Annotated in this window: 25 protein-coding genes and 1 pseudogene; 6 read left to right on the top strand and 20 right to left on the bottom strand. The window is 41.8% G+C overall.

Going from position 1 to position 21,552, the window contains the following annotated elements:
- Nucleotides 1-23 precede the first annotated feature (23 nt).
- On the bottom strand, nt 24-497 hold the full coding sequence (locus NSQ29_RS07610; protein WP_341124738.1) for a MarR family transcriptional regulator: 474 nt from the start codon (nt 495-497) through the stop codon (nt 24-26).
- A gap of 201 nt (nt 498-698) precedes the next feature.
- Nucleotides 699-1,346: a FusB/FusC family EF-G-binding protein gene (locus NSQ29_RS07605; RefSeq protein ID WP_076285393.1), complete on the bottom strand. Its 648-nt coding sequence runs from the start codon at nt 1,344-1,346 to the stop codon at nt 699-701.
- Between the two features lie 373 nt (nt 1,347-1,719).
- Between NSQ29_RS07605 and NSQ29_RS07600 the strand changes: the two genes are divergently transcribed.
- Both NSQ29_RS07600 and NSQ29_RS07595 read left to right on the top strand, forming a co-directional pair.
- A complete protein-coding gene (locus NSQ29_RS07600; protein WP_341124737.1) occupies nt 1,720-2,271 on the top strand; it encodes a MurR/RpiR family transcriptional regulator in 552 nt (183 codons plus the stop codon).
- 134 nt (nt 2,272-2,405) lie between these two features.
- Nucleotides 2,406-3,080 (top strand): SOS response-associated peptidase, encoded by a 675-nt coding sequence (locus NSQ29_RS07595; RefSeq protein WP_076285391.1) that lies wholly within the window; start codon nt 2,406-2,408, stop codon nt 3,078-3,080.
- A gap of 329 nt (nt 3,081-3,409) precedes the next feature.
- Here the strand turns inward: NSQ29_RS07595 and NSQ29_RS07590 are convergent, their stop codons facing one another.
- The 4 genes from NSQ29_RS07590 to aroA all read right to left on the bottom strand — a co-directional run bounded on the left by NSQ29_RS07590 (nt 3,410) and on the right by aroA (nt 7,470).
- The gene (locus NSQ29_RS07590) at nt 3,410-3,937 is read right to left on the bottom strand and encodes a DNA topology modulation protein (RefSeq protein WP_076285390.1); all 528 of its coding nucleotides are present in this window, start codon (nt 3,935-3,937) and stop codon (nt 3,410-3,412) included.
- Nucleotides 3,938-4,014: 77 nt separating this feature from the next.
- Nucleotides 4,015-4,932, bottom strand: a complete 918-nt coding sequence (locus tag NSQ29_RS07585) for a hypothetical protein (RefSeq protein ID WP_339796888.1) — start codon at nt 4,930-4,932, stop codon at nt 4,015-4,017.
- A 117-nt stretch (nt 4,933-5,049) separates the two neighbouring features.
- Nucleotides 5,050-6,105 (bottom strand): chorismate synthase, encoded by a 1,056-nt coding sequence (gene aroC, locus NSQ29_RS07580; protein ID WP_341124736.1) that lies wholly within the window; start codon nt 6,103-6,105, stop codon nt 5,050-5,052.
- An 18-nt stretch (nt 6,106-6,123) separates the two neighbouring features.
- Nucleotides 6,124-7,470: a 3-phosphoshikimate 1-carboxyvinyltransferase gene (gene aroA, locus NSQ29_RS07575; RefSeq protein ID WP_341124735.1), complete on the bottom strand. Its 1,347-nt coding sequence runs from the start codon at nt 7,468-7,470 to the stop codon at nt 6,124-6,126.
- A gap of 105 nt (nt 7,471-7,575) precedes the next feature.
- Here aroA and NSQ29_RS07570 point away from each other — a divergent pair, with 105 nt between their 5' ends.
- Nucleotides 7,576-8,472 carry a LysR family transcriptional regulator gene (locus NSQ29_RS07570; RefSeq protein WP_341124734.1) on the top strand — a complete coding sequence of 299 codons (897 nt, stop codon included), beginning with the start codon at nt 7,576-7,578 and terminating at the stop codon, nt 8,470-8,472.
- Between the two features lie 42 nt (nt 8,473-8,514).
- Here the strand turns inward: NSQ29_RS07570 and NSQ29_RS07565 are convergent, their stop codons facing one another.
- Both NSQ29_RS07565 and NSQ29_RS07560 read right to left on the bottom strand, forming a co-directional pair.
- The gene (locus tag NSQ29_RS07565) at nt 8,515-8,775 is read right to left on the bottom strand and encodes a helix-turn-helix domain-containing protein (RefSeq protein WP_341124733.1); all 261 of its coding nucleotides are present in this window, start codon (nt 8,773-8,775) and stop codon (nt 8,515-8,517) included.
- Nucleotides 8,776-8,790: 15 nt separating this feature from the next.
- Nucleotides 8,791-9,783, bottom strand: a complete 993-nt coding sequence (locus tag NSQ29_RS07560; protein WP_341124732.1) for a hypothetical protein — start codon at nt 9,781-9,783, stop codon at nt 8,791-8,793.
- 395 nt (nt 9,784-10,178) lie between these two features.
- On the opposite strand from NSQ29_RS07560, the gene NSQ29_RS07555 reads away from it, so the two are divergent.
- Nucleotides 10,179-10,898, top strand: coding sequence for a class I SAM-dependent methyltransferase (locus NSQ29_RS07555; protein ID WP_341124731.1), 720 nt, complete (start codon nt 10,179-10,181; stop codon nt 10,896-10,898).
- Between the two features lie 83 nt (nt 10,899-10,981).
- Here NSQ29_RS07555 and NSQ29_RS07550 read toward each other — a convergent pair whose 3' ends face one another.
- Nucleotides 10,982-11,080, bottom strand: a complete 99-nt coding sequence (locus NSQ29_RS07550; RefSeq protein WP_139328621.1) for a sporulation protein YjcZ — start codon at nt 11,078-11,080, stop codon at nt 10,982-10,984.
- A 267-nt stretch (nt 11,081-11,347) separates the two neighbouring features.
- On the opposite strand from NSQ29_RS07550, the gene NSQ29_RS07545 reads away from it, so the two are divergent.
- Together NSQ29_RS07545 and NSQ29_RS31505 are read left to right on the top strand one after the other, a co-directional pair.
- Nucleotides 11,348-11,542, top strand: coding sequence for a hypothetical protein (locus NSQ29_RS07545; protein WP_341124730.1), 195 nt, complete (start codon nt 11,348-11,350; stop codon nt 11,540-11,542).
- Between the two features lie 47 nt (nt 11,543-11,589).
- Nucleotides 11,590-11,778: pseudogene (locus tag NSQ29_RS31505) on the top strand (GyrI-like domain-containing protein); the annotation flags it as partial.
- Between the two features lie 170 nt (nt 11,779-11,948).
- Here NSQ29_RS31505 and NSQ29_RS07540 read toward each other — a convergent pair.
- From NSQ29_RS07540 to NSQ29_RS07490, 11 genes are all read right to left on the bottom strand, one after another.
- Nucleotides 11,949-12,575 (bottom strand): type 1 glutamine amidotransferase family protein, encoded by a 627-nt coding sequence (locus tag NSQ29_RS07540; protein ID WP_341124729.1) that lies wholly within the window; start codon nt 12,573-12,575, stop codon nt 11,949-11,951.
- A 110-nt stretch (nt 12,576-12,685) separates the two neighbouring features.
- The gene (locus tag NSQ29_RS07535; protein ID WP_341124728.1) at nt 12,686-13,648 is read right to left on the bottom strand and encodes a helix-turn-helix transcriptional regulator; all 963 of its coding nucleotides are present in this window, start codon (nt 13,646-13,648) and stop codon (nt 12,686-12,688) included.
- 220 nt (nt 13,649-13,868) lie between these two features.
- Complete coding sequence (gene sigJ / locus NSQ29_RS07530; protein ID WP_341124727.1) at nt 13,869-14,732, bottom strand: RNA polymerase sigma factor SigJ; 864 nt, start codon at nt 14,730-14,732, stop codon at nt 13,869-13,871.
- Nucleotides 14,733-14,771: 39 nt separating this feature from the next.
- On the bottom strand, nt 14,772-15,536 hold the full coding sequence (locus tag NSQ29_RS07525) for an NAD(P)/FAD-dependent oxidoreductase (RefSeq protein ID WP_341124726.1): 765 nt from the start codon (nt 15,534-15,536) through the stop codon (nt 14,772-14,774).
- Entirely contained in the window at nt 15,476-15,955 is a 480-nt protein-coding gene (locus tag NSQ29_RS07520) for an FAD-dependent oxidoreductase (RefSeq protein WP_341124725.1), read from the bottom strand. The genes NSQ29_RS07525 and NSQ29_RS07520 overlap by 61 nt, the downstream gene beginning before the upstream one ends.
- Nucleotides 15,956-16,375: 420 nt before the next feature.
- Entirely contained in the window at nt 16,376-17,140 is a 765-nt protein-coding gene (locus NSQ29_RS07515) for a VOC family protein (protein WP_341124724.1), read from the bottom strand.
- Nucleotides 17,141-17,142: 2 nt separating this feature from the next.
- Complete coding sequence (proC, locus tag NSQ29_RS07510; protein ID WP_076285376.1) at nt 17,143-17,949, bottom strand: pyrroline-5-carboxylate reductase; 807 nt, start codon at nt 17,947-17,949, stop codon at nt 17,143-17,145.
- Nucleotides 17,950-17,967: 18 nt separating this feature from the next.
- Nucleotides 17,968-18,795, bottom strand: coding sequence for a MetQ/NlpA family ABC transporter substrate-binding protein (locus NSQ29_RS07505; protein ID WP_076299273.1), 828 nt, complete (start codon nt 18,793-18,795; stop codon nt 17,968-17,970).
- A gap of 11 nt (nt 18,796-18,806) precedes the next feature.
- Nucleotides 18,807-19,826 carry a uroporphyrinogen decarboxylase family protein gene (locus NSQ29_RS07500; protein ID WP_341124723.1) on the bottom strand — a complete coding sequence of 340 codons (1,020 nt, stop codon included), beginning with the start codon at nt 19,824-19,826 and terminating at the stop codon, nt 18,807-18,809.
- A gap of 31 nt (nt 19,827-19,857) precedes the next feature.
- A complete protein-coding gene (locus NSQ29_RS07495; RefSeq protein ID WP_042189536.1) occupies nt 19,858-20,517 on the bottom strand; it encodes a methionine ABC transporter permease in 660 nt (219 codons plus the stop codon).
- Nucleotides 20,492-21,535 (bottom strand): methionine ABC transporter ATP-binding protein, encoded by a 1,044-nt coding sequence (locus NSQ29_RS07490; RefSeq protein ID WP_341124722.1) that lies wholly within the window; start codon nt 21,533-21,535, stop codon nt 20,492-20,494. Before NSQ29_RS07490 ends, NSQ29_RS07495 begins: the two co-directional genes overlap by 26 nt.
- Nucleotides 21,536-21,552 lie beyond the last annotated feature (17 nt).

The following is a 21,552-nucleotide window of genomic DNA, read 5'->3' as shown; positions in this document are numbered from 1 at the left end:
GTTTCATTTTCATTATTGAAATTTTATTCCGATTTAATATCTTTACCCTGTTTCTTTATTTCCGCATCCAAATGACTACTATACTTTTCCACGAAACTAAGCATACTATCAAATTGTTCCTCGGTTATCTGCGCAAAGACGGCTTTATCCCGCTCTTGAAACTCTTTGTGAAGGTCCTCATGGATTTTATAAATTACTTTTCCTTGCTCAGTAAGCCTAAAATAGATTTCTTTTTTGTTATCAGACTTCTGGTAGCTTTCGATCAGGCCTTTTCCTATGAGTTTCTTAGTTAATTTACTTATGGCACCGCGAGTCATAAAAAAGGACTCCGCAAGTTTTGTTACGTTGGAATCTACATTTTTTTCAATGTATTCAATACAATGTACTTCGGAAGATGTATAACCCTTAAGACTTGCCTCCATCTTATCTTTGTTAAGCCAAACAATCTTATTATATAGGTCCCTGACACCCATTAGGATCTGATCTTCTTTGTTCATGACCTGTCCTCCCACCCACTCTTGCATTAACAATATTATATCACATTATTTTTTTGTTTCTATTTCAACAATATTCAAAAAAATTAATTCAGAATTGAACGAACAGTAAATAGGGTTTCGAAACGGAAATCATTCGTTTCAAAACCCTATTGCTCTATAGTCTGAAGCTACCTACAACAGCAGCCTTTGCTAACCCTAACATTATGCACGAGTGGAGAGAATGAATCTCTCTAACGCTGCTGTATCCGTAATCCTATGATTACATTCTTGGCTCTCTATGCAAATATATTGGCCAATGGAGGAGTAATCATCCGGCGAAGATTTTGCAAGCCTGGTCTTGACCGTAAAGAAGGCGAGCTGTTGCTGCCGATTACAGAACAGGCAATACCCCTTCTTGTTCATTGGTGTCATTCTACCCTCAATACCGATAAACTGCCCTTCGAACGGATATACAATAAATAATTTATTGGTAGCAATATCTATCCAGCTCAAATATGTCATATATCGAAAATCAATTACTGATAAATCAGGTACCTTCAGCTTCTTATTCTTAGGGAATAGCTTCTGAATCTGTTTCGGTGTAATCTGTGGAAAAGGTTCTAAATAAGGCTCTAATCCACTAAGATACTTCTGAAAATCGTATGCAGTCTCAAAGGCAGATATTTGTTGCAGCAACTGTTGCTGACTATCACTTAGTGTTGAAAAAGCTTCTACTACATTCAACGATGAACGATATCTTACCGTCTCCAAGACTCTTCGATCCGCTACAGTTCGCAGTGTTTTTAGAAGGAAGTCTGTTTGTTTTTTAATAAAATTATATTGATGGTTTCTAATAAATGGTGTATTCATTGCTCTTCAGCCCCTTATATTTTGAAATTTCATAAGGTGCAAAGCCAATTATTAGAAACGATAATATTTAGTTTGGGCGATCATCCATCCTATCGCACCTCACGCAAAGTATCGCCCTAATTTAGGCTTTGCGTGAGGAACTTCTAGCTAATGGGCAAACCAACATTAGCACAGTACCACCTCCGATTACATTCACGAAAAAAGTATAACAGGAATGTTTGGAATCGGCTAGACCAGGTTACCAACCTCTGCATCCTCTCTGGAAGGTGCTTCACCAATGAGCTCCTCAAAAGTTTCTTCATCATGACCGAAGCTTTCACTTTGGTGTGAAGACAAGGCGAAAGCACAATTTCGTAGTTGCCTTGCTTAATGGTTGGATAATTGCTCACATCATTTGCAAGAGACACGCCGTTATTTGAGCGACGAAGCGCTGCAACGTGCAGTAGAGGCACTATTTACAGCTCGCATTGTTTATGTATATAGCCCCGGTCCATGTGCTGGACTAGCGGAGCTGATGATCTATCGAATGGCGCGCTTCGGACTACAGCTGAAAAAAATGGCCCCCAGCGGACACGAGCTGTTAGAGACCTTAATGCATGCTGATCAACAAGATGTATTGCTTGTCTTTGGATTTGTTCAACTGTTACCTGAAATCGAAGTGATTTTGGACCATGCACGTGAAGCTAATTACCAGGTCATTCTGATCACCGACAGACTCGTGTATCCTCGATCCCAAGATGCAGATATTGTACTTTATGCCGGGAGAGTTGAGGTTTGGGAGTTTCACTCCATGGTCGGTCCCATTTATATTATTGAGAATCTGATCCTTGGGGTAGGTTTAGCAAATAGGGATGGTAGTCTAAGCAAATTAGACAAATTGCAGCAGCTAAGAGCGCAGTATGGAGGGAAGCTTCCACGGAGCTAGGTTAAGCCATGGAGAAAAAGAGTGATCGCTAAAATAGGCGCCAACTGTAAAAATTGCGAATGAATGACTACGGAAATCATGAATAATTTACCTCCTTTTACAAACACTACGAAACAAAAGGAGGCTGATGTTTCATGTGTCAACGTTTTTCTCTGGCGGCCGAACTACAAGACATTAGGGATCATTTTGAGATCAAACGGGTGATGTACTACTATAAAGACCGCTATAATATTAGTCCCACACAGGATATGCCTGTCGTATTACAGCAGGATGGTGAGCGAATTCTGGATGAGTTCCGCTGGGGATTCGTTCCTTATTGGGGTAAAGATGCGATCAATGCGGATCTCCGAAATGTGCATCAGAATCCAACCTATCGCAAGATGGTGGACAAGCAGCGCTGTATTATCCCTTGCAACGGATTTTACTATTGGAAAAAAGAAGGCAAGAAGACTTATCCCGTTCGGGTAGTCATGAATAACCGCAGTATGTTCGGAGTGGCTGGTCTATACGAAATTTGGCGGGATACGCGCGGGGAGCCTCTTCGCACCTGCTCTCTGGTCATGACAGATGCCAATCCACTGATTAGCGAATTTGAGAGCCGGATGCCGGCGATTTTGTCCCCACAGGATATCACTCGATGGCTTGATGAGGAGACAAATGATCTGGAAGCACTGAATCCGATTCTGCGGCCTTATTCAGCAGATGAAATGCAGGTGTACCCGGTCACACCAATGATTAACGACAACAGGAACGACTCGGCTGAATGTATTCGAGAAATGGATCTGAAGGGATCCTGGGTAAAGCCTTGAGATGATAGCAGAATTGGATTAGATGCTCTAAAAATGAAGCAGCGGTGCTAGGGCTGAGAATTAAAACCTTAGCACATCGCTGCTTTAATTGCTTATCATTTCTATTGGCTCTTCACCCAATTACATGCTCAAGAGTTCAGTTCGAATTTATATTGTTCAAGCTTTTCAAAAACACCATCCACCCATTCAGGATCATCTCATAACTTAGAATTGTTAAACTTTCTAACCGCAGGATGACCCGTTGTGATAGTATCTACACCATCCTTGTACAAAGTACAAATCAACAATTTCTAATGACTTATTTACAGATTGAACTAACAGTTTGCAAGTCATCCCAGACCAGCCCCTTCCTTCTCCACCTTCCCTATAAACTCATCCATCTCTTTCCTCGTTCTCAGAATAACAACCTCTTTACGTCCTTTAATCTGCTCAAGTTTCTTTATAGTGTTCACTCGACCTTTTTTTCTATAATTCCAAACCCATTTCACAAAATCCCAATCTAATTTTTCTGGGCATTCTTGATTCATATCCGGTCTGGATTTCTTGTGATATATAATTCGTCGTTTGATAATTCGGTAGATGCATAGAAGTCTAGGCATATCTAAGAAAATTATTAAATCGGCTTTGTTAATTCGGATATCCATCGTTCTTGAATAGTTACCATCCATGATCCAATGCTCTTCATTGATAAATTGTTCGACAATATTATTCCACTCTTCATTTGGTTTAGGAACCCAGTCGGCATTCCAGTAATAGGTATCCAAATGTACAACAGGGAGATCAAGTATGTAATGTAGTTTGCGAGACAAGGTAGATTTGCCCGATCCAGCAGATCCAATGACTAGTATTCGGTTCATAGGTTCTCCTTTCGCAAAAAAAACACTAACAGGACGTTAGTGCCTTCCAAGAGTTATTATTTTGAAATTTTTATAGCTTAAATCGATTTCAGAAAATCCTTAACAGCCTGCGTCTTCTTATCCCCGTTCTTCTCCAGTAGCATCAAAAATTCTTCAAGCTGGATCAGTAGTGGGCTGGCTTCAATCTGCTCTGGCCCCGCTTCTGACAATGTATTCTCGTATGCAATTGCCGCTTCTTCACTCATCACTTGCGTTATCTTATCAAAGAGCGGAGAGTTTTGGGCACCGTTAAACACATATTCTTTGGCTACGTTATAGGCTTCCTTAATAGCTATTGTACGGTTGGAAGACTTATAGGTTGACAAAAAATCTTCATATGCCATAGCCCGTTCTATGACCTTGTACCAGTTGATCAGCAAAGTTCCGTTCACAGCAGAGGGTTGCTCAGACTCAGTAGCCATCAGCTCGATATAGGCTTGCAAATCTTTGGAGACGTAAGGTTTGAACACTTTGAAGCTTTTGTATTGAATGATTGGATAAAAGCGTCCACCACCCAATTCAAGCTTATAGTCCATGGCAGTCAAGTCCTGTAGAACAACACGGGTCTGGGACTGCTTCACCTTGGATCGAGCCAGCACCATTGACATGCCTGGAGTATAAATATCTTTGATATCTTGTTGAATAGCAGGCGTATTCATTCGTTTGATTGCTGTAGGTAGATAAGCTTTCAGGGCATTTTCCAAATGTAAAACGGCTAAATTAGCCTCTGCTGGCGTCATCTCATCAATACGATTGACTAAGGTGGCTTGGGCCAGACTGAGAGATGAAGGTTTCTTCACTCTTTGCTCAAACAAACTAAAAGCAGCAGAAGACTTAACAACCGCTGCTTTTGACCGCTGTGGGAAGGCAAAGGAAATGGCAAGACCGATACTGGTCAAGAACAGGATTAAGCCGAGAGGGGCAGCAATGCTTTTCATAAAAATTGATCGTTCCATGGTACAGCTCCTTCCAGGGTAGACTGAGACAATGATTCGATCTTAAAAATATCATTAAATGGAAAATAATTCAATGATCATGTCAAAATCAAACATCACCATTATGCCGCTCTAGAATTATCCAAGCATAGCAGCTTGTCGTTTGTACTGATCCTCCAGTACTAAACAAGCCATAGCCTCGACGACAGGTACGATTCTCGGACAAATACATGGATCATGTCTGCCTTCAGTGCGTATCTCTTGTTCTTCCCCTTTGATGTTAGTCGTTTGCTGTGGCACAGAGATGGACGAAGTAGGCTTTACACTGATCCGAAATACGATTTCTTGTCCTGTGCTAATCCCCCCGATGATTCCTCCGGAATGATTAGTTAGAAAACCATCGCTATTCCTCGCATCATTATGCTCACTCCCCAGCATCGTTGCTGCTTCGAAGCCAGCTCCAAATTCTATCCCTTTAACAGCGCCAATGGACAGCATAGCTTTCGCCAGTTCTGCATCCAATTTATCAAAGACAGGCTCTCCAAGACCCGGAATCACGCCACGAATACGGCATTCTACAATGCCACCACAGCTATCCCCAATCTCGGCTAACCCCTCAATTTTTTTAATCATTTTGTCAGCTGCAATTGGATCACAGGCACGGACAGCGTTTTGTTCAATCACACCCTCATCGAAGGATTCACATCTTATGCCTCCGATTTCTTGTGTGTACGCTACTACCTGTACGCCTCTTCTCTCTAACAACTTACGAGCTATCGCACCTCCGGCCACTCTTGCCGCAGTTTCTCTACCTGAAGCACGTCCGCTACCGCGATGATCCCGAATGCCGTATTTCTCTAAATAAGTAAAATCGGCATGGCCCGGACGAAAAGCGTCCTGGATCTCGCTGTACGCTTCTGGTCTCATATCGTGGTTTTGAAGAACTACAAAGAGCGGTGTACCTGTTGTTTTCCCCTCAAATACTCCAGATTGTATGTGGACAACATCATATTCTTTACGAGGAGTAGTCACTGAAGATTGGCCCGGTTTTCTCCGATCCATCTGTTTCTGTATATACGCTTCGTTAATCTCGACGCCTGGTGTTACACCATCCACTATGACCCCTACCGACACACCATGTGATTCACCAAAGGTTGTAATTTTGAACACTTCACCGAATGTATTTCCTGCCATTATATATGCACTCCTTATTTAGTATTGGACCTGTACGCCTAACGCTGACAAACGGTCAAAATAATCTGGACAGGTCTTTGAGACACAACCAGGGTCGTTAATCTGAATATTTTCTATCTTCAAGCCGATTAAAGAAAGCGCCATAGCCATCCGGTGATCGTCATGAGAATTTAGTAAAGCTGGGATTGGCTGACCCGGATATACCGTTAGACCATCCTCAAACTCTTCCACACGTATTCCGAGCTTACTTATTTCTTCACATATCGCGGCTATCCGATCACATTCATGATGTCTGATATGTGCGGCATCCTTTAGAGTGATTGGACCATCTGCAAAAATAGCCATAGCAGCCATTGTTAGTGTTTGATCCGACCACTTCTTCATACTCACTGTGAATCCACCCTTAAGCCGTGGGACACCTTGTACTTCAATAAAGTTCTCCCCACGAACAACGGTACAGCCCATTACCTCCAGAACGTCTAAGAACTCGATATCAGGTTGACTTGTATTGCTAGCATTGATCCCTTCAATTCGTACACGTCCTGCCGTAAGTGCAGCTACCGCCCAAAAGTAACAGCATGTGGATACATCAGGCTCTAAAGTGATCGTGTGACCTTGATACTTTCCTGCAGGAACCGTTATCGATTGACCGTCCTGAGATGCTTCTGGTTTTACACCAAAGGAGGCCATCATAGTAAGGGTCATCTCTACATAGTCTCTTTGCACAACTTCTCCATCAATATACACGGTTACCGGTTCTTTGGCATACGGTGCGGTTAGCAGTAATCCACTTATAAATTGACTTGAAGTGGAGCCGGGCAGGGTTGCCTTTCCTCCTTGCAGACCTTTTGCCTCTAATGTAAAAGGTAAACAACGGTCGGCTTGTTTATACTCAAATTGTGCACCCAGGGTTGTTAATGCATTGAGTAATGGCGCGAGTGGTCGCTCACAAAGCCGTTTACTTCCATTCATTGTCCAAGTGCCAGTCCCTGCCGCGAGTGCAGCCGGTAAGAATCTCGCAACCGTACCTGCCGCTCCTACATATAGCTCACCAGTCGGATTCGGCCAGTTGCCGCCACATCCATCCACAACAGCTGTCTCTTCTTCTATCACAACGGGAATCCCCAGTTTTTTTAATGATTCAATACACCAGTAAGAGTCATCACTTCTTAATATTCCCTTTATTTCTGAACGTCCATCAGCTAAAGCAGCGATTACCAAGGCCCGATTCGTCAGACTTTTGCTTCCTGATATGGTTATCGTCCCATTGATTACCGCTTTCGCTGGGCTAATCTTCACTATGTGTTTATCGCTATTCGTTGACCATGGAGAACGTGCTTCTAAGTCCGGTTGATTGGATTCCACTTCATCCACCCCTTTGAATTATTCCTCTAGCCTGATTATAATGAATGAAATGAAATAAATGAAATTGGATTTTTACCATAATGATATAGAGGTGATCTATACCACATGTTCAACTTGGAGTGGTATCGTATTTTCTGGCAAACGGCACGTCATCGAAATTTAACAAAAGCTGCAGGTGAACTACATATTACACAGCCTTCTGTGAGTTATGCCATTAAACAAATGGAAGAAGCCTTAGGGCTGAAGCTGTTTCACAGGCTGTCCAAAGGTGTAGAGCTCACAGCAGAAGGACGAGCGCTATTTGAATATGTGGAGCAATCCTTTTCCATGCTGGATTCTGCACAGAAGCATCTGGAGAGCTTGAAGCAGTTAAATGAGGGAGAAATACGAATCGGAGCCAGTGATTATCTGATCAAGCACCTTTTGTTGCCGCAGTTGAATACCTTTCATAGCACATACCCAGGTATACGAATTCGTCTCTCTCATGGGAAGACGCCAGACATCACTAAGCGTTTAAAAGATGGTGAGATCGACTGTGCCTTTGTCCATATGCCGCTTCACGATCCACTGCTAAATATACAGACGCTGGCTGTGTTGGAGGATTGTTTTGTAGTAGGTGAAGCCTATCAAGAATTAGCTAGTCGTTCACTTACCATGAGAGAAGTGTCAGAGCTGCCTTTAATCTTATTTTCTCAAGGGAGCAGTACTAGAGTATTTGTTGAACAATGGTTTGCGACTAAGGGATTATCGGTAATTCCAGATATTGAATTGGGGAGCATAGAACTGCTAGCAGAGTTCGCCAGATTAGGGTATGGGGCAGCTTTTATCAGCCGTTCTTTCGTGCAAGAGGATCTTCATAGTGGAAAGCTTCATGAGTTGAAGTTAGAAGATCCGCTTTTACCTCGCAGTATAGGTTTTGCAGTACGACGGGATCGAAAGCTGTCTATTGCGGCTGAGCAATTTGTTCAGATGATTGGGGCACGGCTATCTGAGGGTTTATAATTCTTTGACTAAAAAAGCAAAAAACACCGGGAATCCCGATGTTTAATTCATTCCTAAAGCTTCTTTAATTTGCGAGATAGATAAACCGTTTGTTTTCATCTCTTTGATCCAAAGAATGCGTGCGACGGTTTTCTCTCTTTTATATCTGCGTGTTAAATTCTCCTCGGCCTGTTCAAAGGGAAGCATGCCTTCTTCTGTGTAATGTTTGAGTGTACTATAACGAGAGTTTGTGATTCTTACCAATTCACCTATAGATACATACTCTGAAGCCAAAATATTCTCCATGGAGCGTTGTCTAGACATTGATTACCAACTCCTTTACAGTGGGCGCTTCGGAACAAGACGCACACCTTGGATTGGCACTTTCATCATTACAAAATGCGGGATCGCATCGTATAACAAATTATCAATTTTAAGGGTCGCAATCGATCCTCTCTCCATCACCTTAACTTCATGTCCATAGGACAATAATCTTGTAATAACTGCGTCTAGTCTTTGATTAGAATTATCAAACCAAGACTCTGTTTCTATAAAGACAGCTCGCGATGGCTCTAGGGCAGGGAATAAAAGATTGATGCTACTACCGATAAAAGTCTTCGCAAACTTTGTCTTCAATTCTAAAAAGCGTTTGATTCCCAGCTCAATTCCATGGCGAATTTGTATTGGAAGCAATGCCTTTGCCCATACATTACTTTGGTATAGATCATGTAGTTTGATATTTACCTTTTCTATTTCATTTAGCGAGAAGAAATCATGCATGCATCCACATTCACGAAGCAGCCACAGCATACAAATGACCTCATCCGTTACTGAACCCTCTTCCAAAATCTCTGCGCGAATGTTCTCTGTAATGCTTGAGTACGCCTCCATATTACTGCGATACGCTCTAACTTCAACTTCGGCAGTATCAAAATACATGTCGCTCCCTAACAGACTTGGGATATCTTCAAGCAAATCCATTGCTTTAAGATCATCTGAAATCGCGGTCTCGAACTTTTTCAATTGTTTGTTAGACAGCATAGAGGCCTTTTTTACCCACCAATTAAGATCACCCTTCACTTCAGCATGTTTATGAAGCAAGGGCTGTAGAACCGTTTCTCTATAAAGTGTTGAATGAGCTTGATCCAATCCTTCCTTGGGCAAAGTTAACTTGTTCTCTGATTGCGTAAAACATCCCTCTAAGTAAAGCTCCAATATAACCGCTGCTGCCATACAGCGTAAAGACACTTTCTTGACAGTAGTCATATGAAGACTTCTCTGTGCATTAAGCGCGATCACTGAAAAACTCGGTGCTAATTTTAAATCCATCATAACCATCCACCCCTATCCATAAATTCGTATTTACTGGATGATATTTATTCCGTATGGTGAGCGTTTTGATTTACTTACTACTTACTACTTACTACTTATCACTTACAATACTCTACATTTACATTATTTTCAAGTGTTCTTGAATAAATTAAATAAAACCTCAACTTGTAATCGGAGACTACTAAAAGAACGGACAATCATATCCTTTTTAGCAAAAAAATCCAGATTGTCAAGCAATTACGCACATTGCTTAACGACCTGGATTTTAATTTAAAAATAAACCTACATTTTCTTTTTATGTATGTTCTTAAGTCATTAATATTTAGCACTGCGGTACAAAGTTATTTTTTTTTCATATTATAAAATAAGACCCGCAGTGAAAGGAATTTACACTCATGGAATATTTGAATATGCTTGCTAAATTAGGTGTTGGAAATGCTCATCCTGGAGGGTTTACTGCAACTTTAAAGCAGTTTGAACAATATCCGCTACCACCTGCTTCCCGAATCCTTGAAGTTGGTTGTGGCACTGGCAGAACATCTTGTTATTTAGCTGCACAAGGTCATGATGTAATAGGTATAGATATTCACCCAGATATGATCTCAAAAGCAAAAATACGGGCTGAAAAAGAGAATTCTTTAATTCAATTCTTAGTAGGTGACGCAAGTTCGCTTCCTTTTCCTAACGAGTCATTTGATGTGATTCTTGTTGAGTCTGTATCCATTTTCACTGATACAGAAAAGGCATTTTCGGAATATTATAGGGTTTTGCGGACTGGAGGCAAGCTTTTTGATAGAGAAATGATTCAATATAAACCTATGTCTACAGAAATCAATCAAGTGATTAGAACATTTTATCATGTTGAGAATCTATGGGACTTTAATAAATGGTCAGCATTAGTAAACACTATGGGATTTTATCATTCACAGATAGATGGTCCCTTCTTGTTTCCTAAATCAAGTGAGGATCTTACAGAGCATCCAGACCATTATCAACAAATGGATACTGATTCCTTTCTTGACCACACGATTTGGGAAGTGATCAGTAAGTACAACAGTATAATGGACCGTTATCATGAATTCATCGGATTTATTCTCGTTATTGGAACGAAATAAAGGATTGGCATGTCCATCAACATTTGCAAAAAAAGAACAATAGCCTTGGAACAGTGGCTATTGTTCTTTCTGATAGCCTGCTATTATACAAAGAAACAAGCAGATAATATAATTACCAATAAGATATAAAGAACCAAAATTTCTCCAGTAGAAGTAAATCTGCCTCCAACTCCACAGCTCATTGATTATCCCTCCCTTTTACTTCCTAAAATATAATATGCGCCACTATTCTAAAAGTATGGACTATCACCTAAATAACATGAGCTGACGGATTTTAAATTCCTACTCACGCCGGAAATAATTACGAAATTGGACCTTTGTTATATCCTCCATTAACTTCTGTTATGCAGTAAAAAAACTTATTTTGGTATTGAGCGAAAAAAACAGCACAAAATATCATGCACTGCTTCCCTTTCCACCTTAAACTGTAGAAAAAAGGAGGGAACAGGATGTTAACGACTTCCGTTCATACACTGGATTTGAAAGGAACAAGCTATGAAATTGGGTATAAGCTAGGCAATATTATTTCAGAAAATACAGCACATAAGATTGCTTACACTCGTAAACTCGAAGGCTTTGGTTTAACAGAATATAAAGACGGTGCTATTTACGGAGGTCGCTGGCATCGAAGTGGCTTCTTTTGAAGGACTTACTGCAAAATTTGTACAAAAGGTAATTCCAGAGGGGGCGTTACGCCGTATTCACTCACACTGGTACACTGCGCACGCTTGCCCAAACGTTCCATTATATTTGGGGAACGTGGTTCCTTAACACGAAAGAGGAACTGGACGAGCGTGAGGATTTTGAGCTATACGATCAACGATATTTAGGATATGATCATCCTGATTCCAAAGTAGATCTGTACATTCCGATCAAATAAAAATCATGACCCCCTAGAGAATTATTGGATGATAGCGCGGCTTAGAGCAAACTGCAAAAGCCCAAGCGTTGAATACGCCTGGGCTTCTATTTATAGGTAAATGTGGTCTTCAGACATTATTAGTGAATCAACAACACACAGCACTCCACATGCCTAATATCCCTATACTGTCATTGGATTGAATTCATTAACTCGTAGAAATATTTAGGTTCCTGAGTTTTATTAAGTCTATACCAAGCGTCTAATGTTTTTGGAGAAAATACATCTAGCGCTTTTAAAACATGAACAGAAAATTCTAATGGAGCTACTCCGGATGCGGTGATCAATTTCCCATCGGTGACAGCAGATTCCACTTTGTAATATTCTTCGCCCGTGTAAGATTGGCAAATCATTTTAAGGTAAGCCAAATCATTGCTTGTGTGCCAACGTGAATCTAACAATCCTGCTTGAGCAAGTCCTAAGGTAGCACCGCAAATTGCTCCAACTACTATCCCTTCCTTTAAACACATCTCGGCAATTTTTAATATGGGCACGTGAATAGCTTCTGTCCATGTATTTCCACCAGGTAAAATCAGTGCATCTACGCTTTTAATGCTGCACTCATCCACTTTAATGTCAGGCATTATTTTCAATCCGCCCATTGTAGTTACTGGAGTCTTTTCTATCCCAACGGTGACTATTTTTGCTGGACCCAGCCCCTGTCTGAAGTGTCTTCCAGAGTGCAGTTCGGCGGTTAAATAACCTATTTCCCAATCGGACATGGTATCAAACACATAAAGATATACTGTATTATTCATTTCTAAGTGCTCCTCATAAAGTTTATTAGGTAACAGCAACCATTCATCTTTAATGAGTGGTTATCATTATAATAAAACAACTTCACTGACATCTGCTGTCAGTGAAGTTGTTAAACTTGATAATATTCCATTAACTCTGAAGCAACCGCCACAAGTTTATTCTTTAGATTCTGTGGCTCTATAACTTGAATGGATTTCCCATAGGGAAGAATTATATACGGAACATATGTATACAGTGATTCTTCCTCAAGTAAAAAAATTGCTTGCGTTGATGTCCGCTCCTGCAAATGATGCTCCAAAAACCAATGTATGCATAAATCATCCAACGCCTCTGCCCTGCCACCAATAATTAAAGAAATTAATTCGGAATTACCTACTACATCTGGTAACAGATTTTTCATAAAAAAAGTACGCGCTGAAAAATCATTGGGACGCCTAAATGAGAATGGCGTGCGTGTGATGTTCAGAATTCGTTCTACCCGAAAGCTGCGGATCTCATTCCGCAGGTGGCAAAATGCAATTGTGTACCACTTATTGTTCCAATTAACCACGCCATAGGGGTCTATTACCCTATTTGGGGACTGCTCTTCATGACTGTTACGATAAGAAATTTCTACAGACCATTCATTTGCTACAGCGTGCTCCAATTCCTGCAATACCGGCTGAACAGCGGGGTATCCCTTGCGGTTTATTACTTCAAATCCGGCTAAATGATGGCTTAGTATACTTTCCTGCTCCTGATTCGAATACATTTTCAACTTAGATGTTGCATTCTCTAATGCCTCACTCAAAGGATATCCGGCTTCTTTTGCAAATAGGGCAGCATGAAGCAGTGTCTTTTTTTCATCAATACTAAATAGCAGAGGAGATTTGATAAAATTGTGCAGCAAGCTATACCCGCCATTGTGCCCTGTGTCGGATATGATAGGGACACCACTGGCACATAGTGCATCAATATACCGATAAACTGTTCTTATATTCATCTCTAACTTTTCCGATATCTGCTTTGCAGTCAATTTCTCTCCCGAATTCAACATCCATAGAATTTTTAGCATATTATCATTTTTTGGCATAACATAACCCTCACTTTGATTACCACTAAACTTAACTTCTAACAAGCACTTTAAGTGATTTGTTAGCTAATCCACTGTATTCCTTTATTCTGATCCTAGTAGTGTTGTTACACTCCTGAATTCCTTGTTATTAGTAATCAACTCCGTTAGTGTTACCGGAGTGCTCACTTCCCCGCATCTCCATAACTGTTCTAACGGCGATTTTTTTCAAATCCTCTTTTCATTTCAATAAATGCCTCAGCTTATCTGGGTTCCTAACAAAGTATAAGTTGCGAATCGAATTTCTCTCGACATGCATTAGCGCAACAGTTACGATGCCATCTCCTGAACGGACAACGAGTCCTGTTTGGCCATTTATATCCCTCATTTCTACATGCACGCCTCCTTCGTAATGAGGAGCCTTACGAGTTAAGCCGAGAAGGAAACGGGCGACGAGATCGCGGGATTCAATAGGATGAACGGCGGCGAAGGCTTTACCCCCTCCATCTGAGACCAACACGACATCTTTGGCGAGCATGGATACAACCCTATCCACGTTACCCTGTTCGAGAGCCGCTAGGAGTCGACGGACCCACTCTTCGCTTGCAGCTTCGGGATTGACTGGTTCATCGGGGGTAATCCCCATTTTTCCTCTCGCACGGCTGATCAGCTTGCGGCAATTCGCTTCGCTTTTGCCAACGAGCTCAGCAATATTAGCATATTCAAAGCCGAGCGCCTCACGAAGCACGAACACTGCTCGTTCCGTAAGGGACAGCCTTTCAAGCAAGACGAGCATAGCATAAGACAGCAGCTCGCCTTGAACAACCGATTCAAACGATTCATCATTCGGAGTAATAAGGGGCTCAGGAAGCCATTGCCCGAAATACTGTTCTCGCCGCTTACGCGCCGAATTGAATAAATCCCGACAGCGATTAGTTACCATTTTGCACAAATATGCTTTAGGTTCAACCAATCGATCCAGCTTTACATCATACAACTTCAGGAATACGTCCTGCACAGCGTCCTCCGCATCGGAGACCGATCCAGTCAGTTGGTAGGCAAGCGTAAAAAGCAGCCCTTTATAATGCTCATATAACTCTTGCATCTTAAAATTCCACCCTTTTCCACTAACCCTCTGGTTACATTATTTTAACAGACTTGCCGAATCCCATGTGAATTTCCTTATTCGCCAACCCAGCTTTCCTGTAAAAATAATATCTAACCCCCATTGATGTGTCCATACCATTCCCTGCTCCGGACCTAAGGCAAAACAAAAAAAGTCAATAAATTCCTTATGCATGGGTGCCGGACGCCCTGCAATATCCGCCGATAAAATCTTTCCAAGCCTTGCTGCTTGGGCGGTCGCTTCCTTACACGTCTTCCCGTCCACCCGTCCGGTAGCAGGGTCTACGATTCGCGCACAGTCGCCGATACTGTATACACCCTGGGCCCCTTGAACCCGATAACTTGCATCTACGATCACGTATCCTTCCGGAGTGATCGGTAACCCGATGCTTTGCAGCATTGGGTTGGGTAACAGCCCCAGCGTCCAGACACATAGGCCAGCGGACATCGTCTCGCCGTTAGATAAGGTTAGCACTCCCTCTTTCTCCTGTAATACCCTACTTCCATGTAAGGTAGTTACTCCGCAAGCGTCAAGTGAACGTTCCAGTTTAAGCCCTACTTTTGCCGGGCCTTCTGGGAAAAGTCTCTTATTCGCGTTAAATAAATTTATCCTTACAGCATTCGGGTCAAGTCCCAATGATACCGCATCATCACGAAAAAAATAAGCTAGTTCAGCAGATGTCTCGATGCCGCTTATGCCCGCTCCAACAACGGCAATGGTCATTAATCTCTGACGTTCTTTCGAGCTTTTTCCTTTACAGCTTTCTTTATATTCGCGCGCCATGCCTCTCGGATCTTCCACGCAGCGTCTAAACTCGCTAATGCTATACCTCCTAGATCAGCGTCGGGTTGCCGCACGACGCTGCCCACCGCCAGAACGAGGAAGTCATATTTTATCGAATTCTTATTTCCTACAGCATCCTGACAAAGTAGCCTTCTTTCCCCTGATTCGATTTTCGTTACAGTAGCCTGAACGAATTCAACCCCCTCGGGAAATAACCTAGTCAGAGGGATAGTAATCTCTTCATCTCCGACCGCGGGCTTAAAAAGCAATACTTTGCGAAAGTGATAAGGGTTCTTATCGATTAAAATAAGTCGGAGTGTTCGTTTACTTGCTTGCCGCTTAAATGTTATCCGAATCGCTTTAACTGCATTAATACCTGCATATCCTCCGCCAATAACGATGCATGTCAATTCTTTCATTGCAACCACTCCTTATTCCGTCTGCATATAAAACGAGATAAGGAGTCGTTTTGTGACAACAACGATATTTCGATGACTGCCGATTATCTGTACTTGAAAAAGTTATCATCGCAAAAAACATTTGTTATTCAAAGTAATCTCAACAGAAGGGATACATCCTTCTTCAATTGCAATCCCAATCAATGTGGACACTATACTTTTGGTACATGAATTAATCCGTTGAAAGTTATCTCTTAACTGCATACTCGAGGTTTTCAATCTTCGTTATCATGGTCATATTACCAAAAAAATGGAATTTTATCTGGTTTACAAATTGATTAAAACAAAAAGATCACATCAATGGATAGCAAAAAGACTTGCTCAGGGTATCAATACCTTCGAGCAAGTCTTTTCATCTTAAATTATATAGAAACTAATGCCTTATACAAAAACATACTCCCCGTCACCGATCTGAATCGTCTTCCCTTTCAGCGCTAACGAATCCGTTTCAAAAAACACCTGTTTGAACTGGTTCTCGTCCCCATGTACGAAAGCAAAAGACTTTTCTCCAATCGTAAGGATAAAAGTACCGTCCTCTGACTCTGTTACAGGCAATCCGAATATCGATCCCCAGTGTTTAGCGGTAGCTGCAGGATCGGAGACATGGAATACAGCGCGCACGATTTCAACATGACCTGCAGGATGAGGCTGGATGACTCCAGACGATGATAATCTTTCTAACCTCTCTGCATCTATCCCGCTCCATTGAATGATGAACGGATAGACTAGGCCTTGAAAGTCACCACCGATAGTCATCATGCGCCACTCGATTAATCTTCCCTCGTTATCTAGACGCTTCCCATCGATGATTGGAGATAGTGATAAACCCGCTGCCTTAAGGGAATCCGCTACTTCTTCAATATCATCTGTCCGGATGACTACTCTGCTCAAGACTTCATGCTCCGGCAGAAGTTTTACAGCGTCTTTCACCACTAGATTATGTTCAGTTGCCTTTGCCAACTCAAGATTCTCAATGCCCAGAAATTCTAGATAGGTTAGCCCGAAATAACTTAATGCGTTATAGGTTCCCCAATCTTTATGAGAACCTCCCTTAAAAGCAACCAAATCATGAGCTCTAAAGATTTCAACCGGTTTAGACAGATCATTGACGTAGTGTACTAAGTGATCCCATTTCACTGTTGCCATGATTACTTCACTCCTAGCTCAGTAGTACGCTTCACAGCTGCCAGAACACTTCTTTGCAGACCTGCTGCGAAATCACTGTTATTTAATTCGTACAAGCCATGCATCCCAACTCCGCCAGGTGAATTATTAATATCTAGCAGTTGTCTTGGATGCAGCCCTGTCTGCTGCAGCATAGCTACCGATCCCATCATATTCTCCAGTGCAACATTCCAGGCTTGCTCACGCGGCAATCCGGCAAGCACACCTGCATCTACAAAAGACTCAATGAAATAATAAATATAGTTGGGGCCAGCCACACCAAATCCAGTGAAAATATCCATTAATGTCTCATCTAGATATTGCACTTTACCAAATCCGAGTAAGAAATGCTCCACTTGATCACGGCTAGCGTAAGCATTTAATGCTACACCGCTATATCCGTAGCCTGTATCCGTCAATGTATTTGGAATGACACGGATAATGGACCTCTCAGCTCCAAAATAACCAGCTAATTGGACATTCGTCACACCTGCCACAATCGATACGATGACTGCGGTAGGTGAAGCGAATTGTTGTACGATTTGTCCAAGTGTAGTTAAATCATCCTGTGGACGCACCGCAACGACAATCAGATCTGCAGTAGATAGGCTTTGCTCCTGTGAGCTCTTCGTATCTATTCCGTATTTGGTACTCAAAAACTGAAGACGAGCTTCATTAATGTCAGATATACTAATTTGATCTACCGACAGGGTGTTGTTGGATATACATGCGCGAATGATCGCTTCCGCCATCTGTCCTCCACCAATAAAATGAATCTTTTCTTGTGTCACTTGCGTTCACTTCCTTACTTAATTGTTGTCCCATGCTTCAGGCAGAATGAAACCATCATATTTCTCTATTCCACGAATATATTCTTCGAACTCTTTAGATTCATAAGCTGCTTTCAAGTCTTTCGCCCACTGTGTATTTTCATCCTTTTTATTAACCGATACGATAATTCTGTGTTCCATAGGCGTATTTTCGATTTTCAAGGCATCCGTAATCTTTCTGTCTGAATTAGCAATATAATTCCCGTTTACAACGCCGTAATCAACATCTTGCAGTGAAACTAGGATTTGAGCAGGGTCCAATATTTTAATATCAATGTTATATTTATCCGGTTCCATGCTGTTGATGTTAAAATCAGCTACGCCTGCGCCATCTTTAATCTTGATCCAACCCAATTCTTCCAGGATACGCAGTGCACGCTCTTGGTTCACCGGATCATTCGGAACAGCTACGGTTGTACCATCTTTAACATCGTCAAGTGTAGTATGATTTACGGAATAAAGACCTTGTGGTGCACCAGGCGCATAAGCAATCCCTACCATGTCTGCTTTGATTTCTTTGTTGATTGCCTCCATGTATGCTGTGCTTTGGAAGATACTTGCGTCAATGGAGCCTTCCTTCATCGCAGGATTGACCTGCATGTTTTGCGAAAAGGACTTAATTTCAACGCTATAGCCTTGTTTCTCTAGGATCGGAAGGATCGATTGGCGGAATTGCTCCTCATAGGTTCCCACACCAAATCCAATGGTAAGCTTCTTCTTATCTCCAGAATTATCGGATTGACTATTCCCGCAAGCCGTCAACACCGCTAGAACCCCTATCATCAACACTACTATCAACTTTTTCATAACTTCATCTCCTATTCAAATATAGATTGTTTTAGTTGTGCTAACGCCTCATCCGTCACATTAAGTGGGATAGCGCAATTTGGAGAAAGAATAAAAGGCTGGTCTTTCATTAATGTCAGTGCTTCTTTAGCCTGCTGCTTAATTTGTGCGATATCGTTTACAGCGAACAGCCCATGATCGACGCCACCTACTTTAGTAGCTTTAAGATCCGCCTCTAAACCAGGGTTCCCCTCGGCTACAGTATCCCAGCTGATCCCATCAATTCGATAATCATTAAATTTCTCAGGCTGGGCATAAGCCCCACAAGTATGAAGAATGTTTTTGCCGTAGCTTGCAGCTTCTAAGACAATAGAGTCATAAGGTCTGGAGAACTCGTCAAACATGGCTTCATCAAATAATCCTGGGTGAGCGGTGCCTGTCACAGCGTAGAACAAACCGTCAGAACCCACTTGCTGCAGCTCTTGTACATAATCGGCTAAGGTTAATGAAATCGCATGTAACGCATGGTGCGCTGCCGCACGATGCTCCTTAAATAACGACTCCAAAGTTACTGGATGCTCAATGCCAAACACTGTTTTTGTAACATAAGCAGAACGTCCTACAATAAATAGCAATACAGTCAATGGAGAGAATACCGTTTGGATTAGTGGGGTATCAGGTAGTCCTTGACGAATTTTCCTAACCCCCTCTAAGTGTTCTGCCAAGGAAGCTGTATTCACCGCCTTTTTAACTTCGATATCCCATAGATTAACCGCTGATGGAATTGCTGTTGTTTGCTGCCTTGGAAATACAGTCTGATAATCCGTAAAATCATATTGATTGCCCCAAGCTTCCGCCAAATAAGTTGCTCTAGGATTGATCTTGACCCAGTCCCAATCATATTGTTTCGTAAAAGAAATTGTAGTTTGCGCTAAATCATCTGCAGTTTGTTCTTTGTCGATAAAATGCCGCCAACCACTTACAATTGGGCGATCTGCCTTTTCTCCAGATAATATCGCTTTAAATCGATCTTGCTTGCTCCATTCACTCATCTGCCAAACTCCCTCCCGGAATATGTAATGACTAATAACGGCGAATTTTTCTTGCTAGCGTGTTGCCTAAAGATTGAATGCCTTGCACTAAAATAATGAGAATAACAACAGTAGCTACCACGACAACCGTATCAAAACGTTGGTATCCATATACAATCGCCAAGTCGCCGACACCGCCGCCCCCTACCGTTCCAGCCATTGCAGTTGCACCGATCAACCCGATCGTTGCCGTTGTCAAAGACAGAATTAATGATCCAACCGCCTCTGGCAACAAAAAGTACCAAATCACTTGAAATGGCGTAGCACCCATCGCTTCAGCAGCTTCGAGAATTCCCGGGTTCACTTCAAGCAAGGAGTTCTCTACCAAACGTCCAATATAAGGTGCGATGTAGATAATTAAAGGTACGATCGCTGCGCTTGTCCCAATCGAAGTATGAACAATCAAACGTGTGAAAGGTACAATCGCTACAAGTAAAATAATAAAAGGCAGAGAGCGTATAATGTTGATGATCGGATTTAGTATGGCGTAAAGCGCTTTGTTCTCCAAAACCCCACCAGGACGAGTGATTACAAGCAATATCCCAAAGGGTATCCCTATCAAAGAACCAACAAACAAGGAGACGCCAACCATCTGAATCGTTTCAATAATCGCCTGCAGAAATTGATCACCTGTTAATGTGGTCGAAAACATTAGATTCTACCTCCTCTACACCGACTCCATGACGTTTTAAGAAAGATAACGCATTGTTAATCTCAGCTGTATCTCCACTGCATTGAATAATTACTGTACCCAGTGTCGTTTCCTGAATCTCGGTCGTGTTCGCAAATAAAATATTGACCTTCATATCGAAGGATAGAATCATCTCGAACAGGATAGGCTCAGAGGCGCTTTCTCCAACAAAATTAAGTTTATAAAGGACACTTCCGGGTTCTGTTTTGATGGATTTTTGGACGCTTGGCGTAATGCTATTTTGAATAACCGTCTTCACAAAATTCTGTGTCGTCTTATGCTTCGGACTACCGAATACATCCAGAACGCTTCCTTGCTCAATAATTCGGCCCTCTTCCATCACCGCCACCTTGTTGCAAATCTCTTGAATGACAGACATTTCATGTGTAATGATCATCACAGTAATGTTGTACTCTGCATTGATTTTTTTTAATAGCTGTAAAATAGAATGTGTTGTCTGTGGATCTAAGGCAGAAGTCGCTTCATCACATAATAGGATGGATGGATTCGAGGCAAGCGCTCTGGCAATCCCGACCCGCTGCTTCTGTCCACCTGACAATTCACTAGGGTAACTCCCTGCTTTGTCACTTAATCCAACAAACTCTAGCAACTCTTGTACACGCTGGCGGATTTCATTCTTATTCTTTTTTAAGAGAACTAGAGGAATCGCTACATTATCAAATACTTTTTTAGATTCTAATAGATTAAAATGTTGAAAAATCATGCCGATATTCTTCTTAGCCGCCCGTAACTCTTTATCGTTATAGGTTCCTAAATCACGCCCAGCAACGAAGACCTGTCCTTCAGTAGGTCTTTCCAAATAATTGACTAAACGAATTAATGTACTTTTCCCCGCACCACTATAGCCGATAACGCCAAAGATATCGCCTTTATCGACCTTTAAATCGATCCCTTTAAGAGCATCAATCGTGATTCCTTTCCGAGTGAACGTTTTGGAAACCTGTTTTAGTTCAATCATATACATTCCTCTCAATC

The sequence above is a fragment of the Paenibacillus sp. FSL F4-0236 genome, from assembly GCF_038000135.1.
GTDB lineage: Bacteria > Bacillota > Bacilli > Paenibacillales > Paenibacillaceae > Paenibacillus_AQ.
The sequence above is the reverse complement of the archived record's forward strand: the minus strand, read 5'-3'. Positions and strand labels throughout refer to the sequence as shown.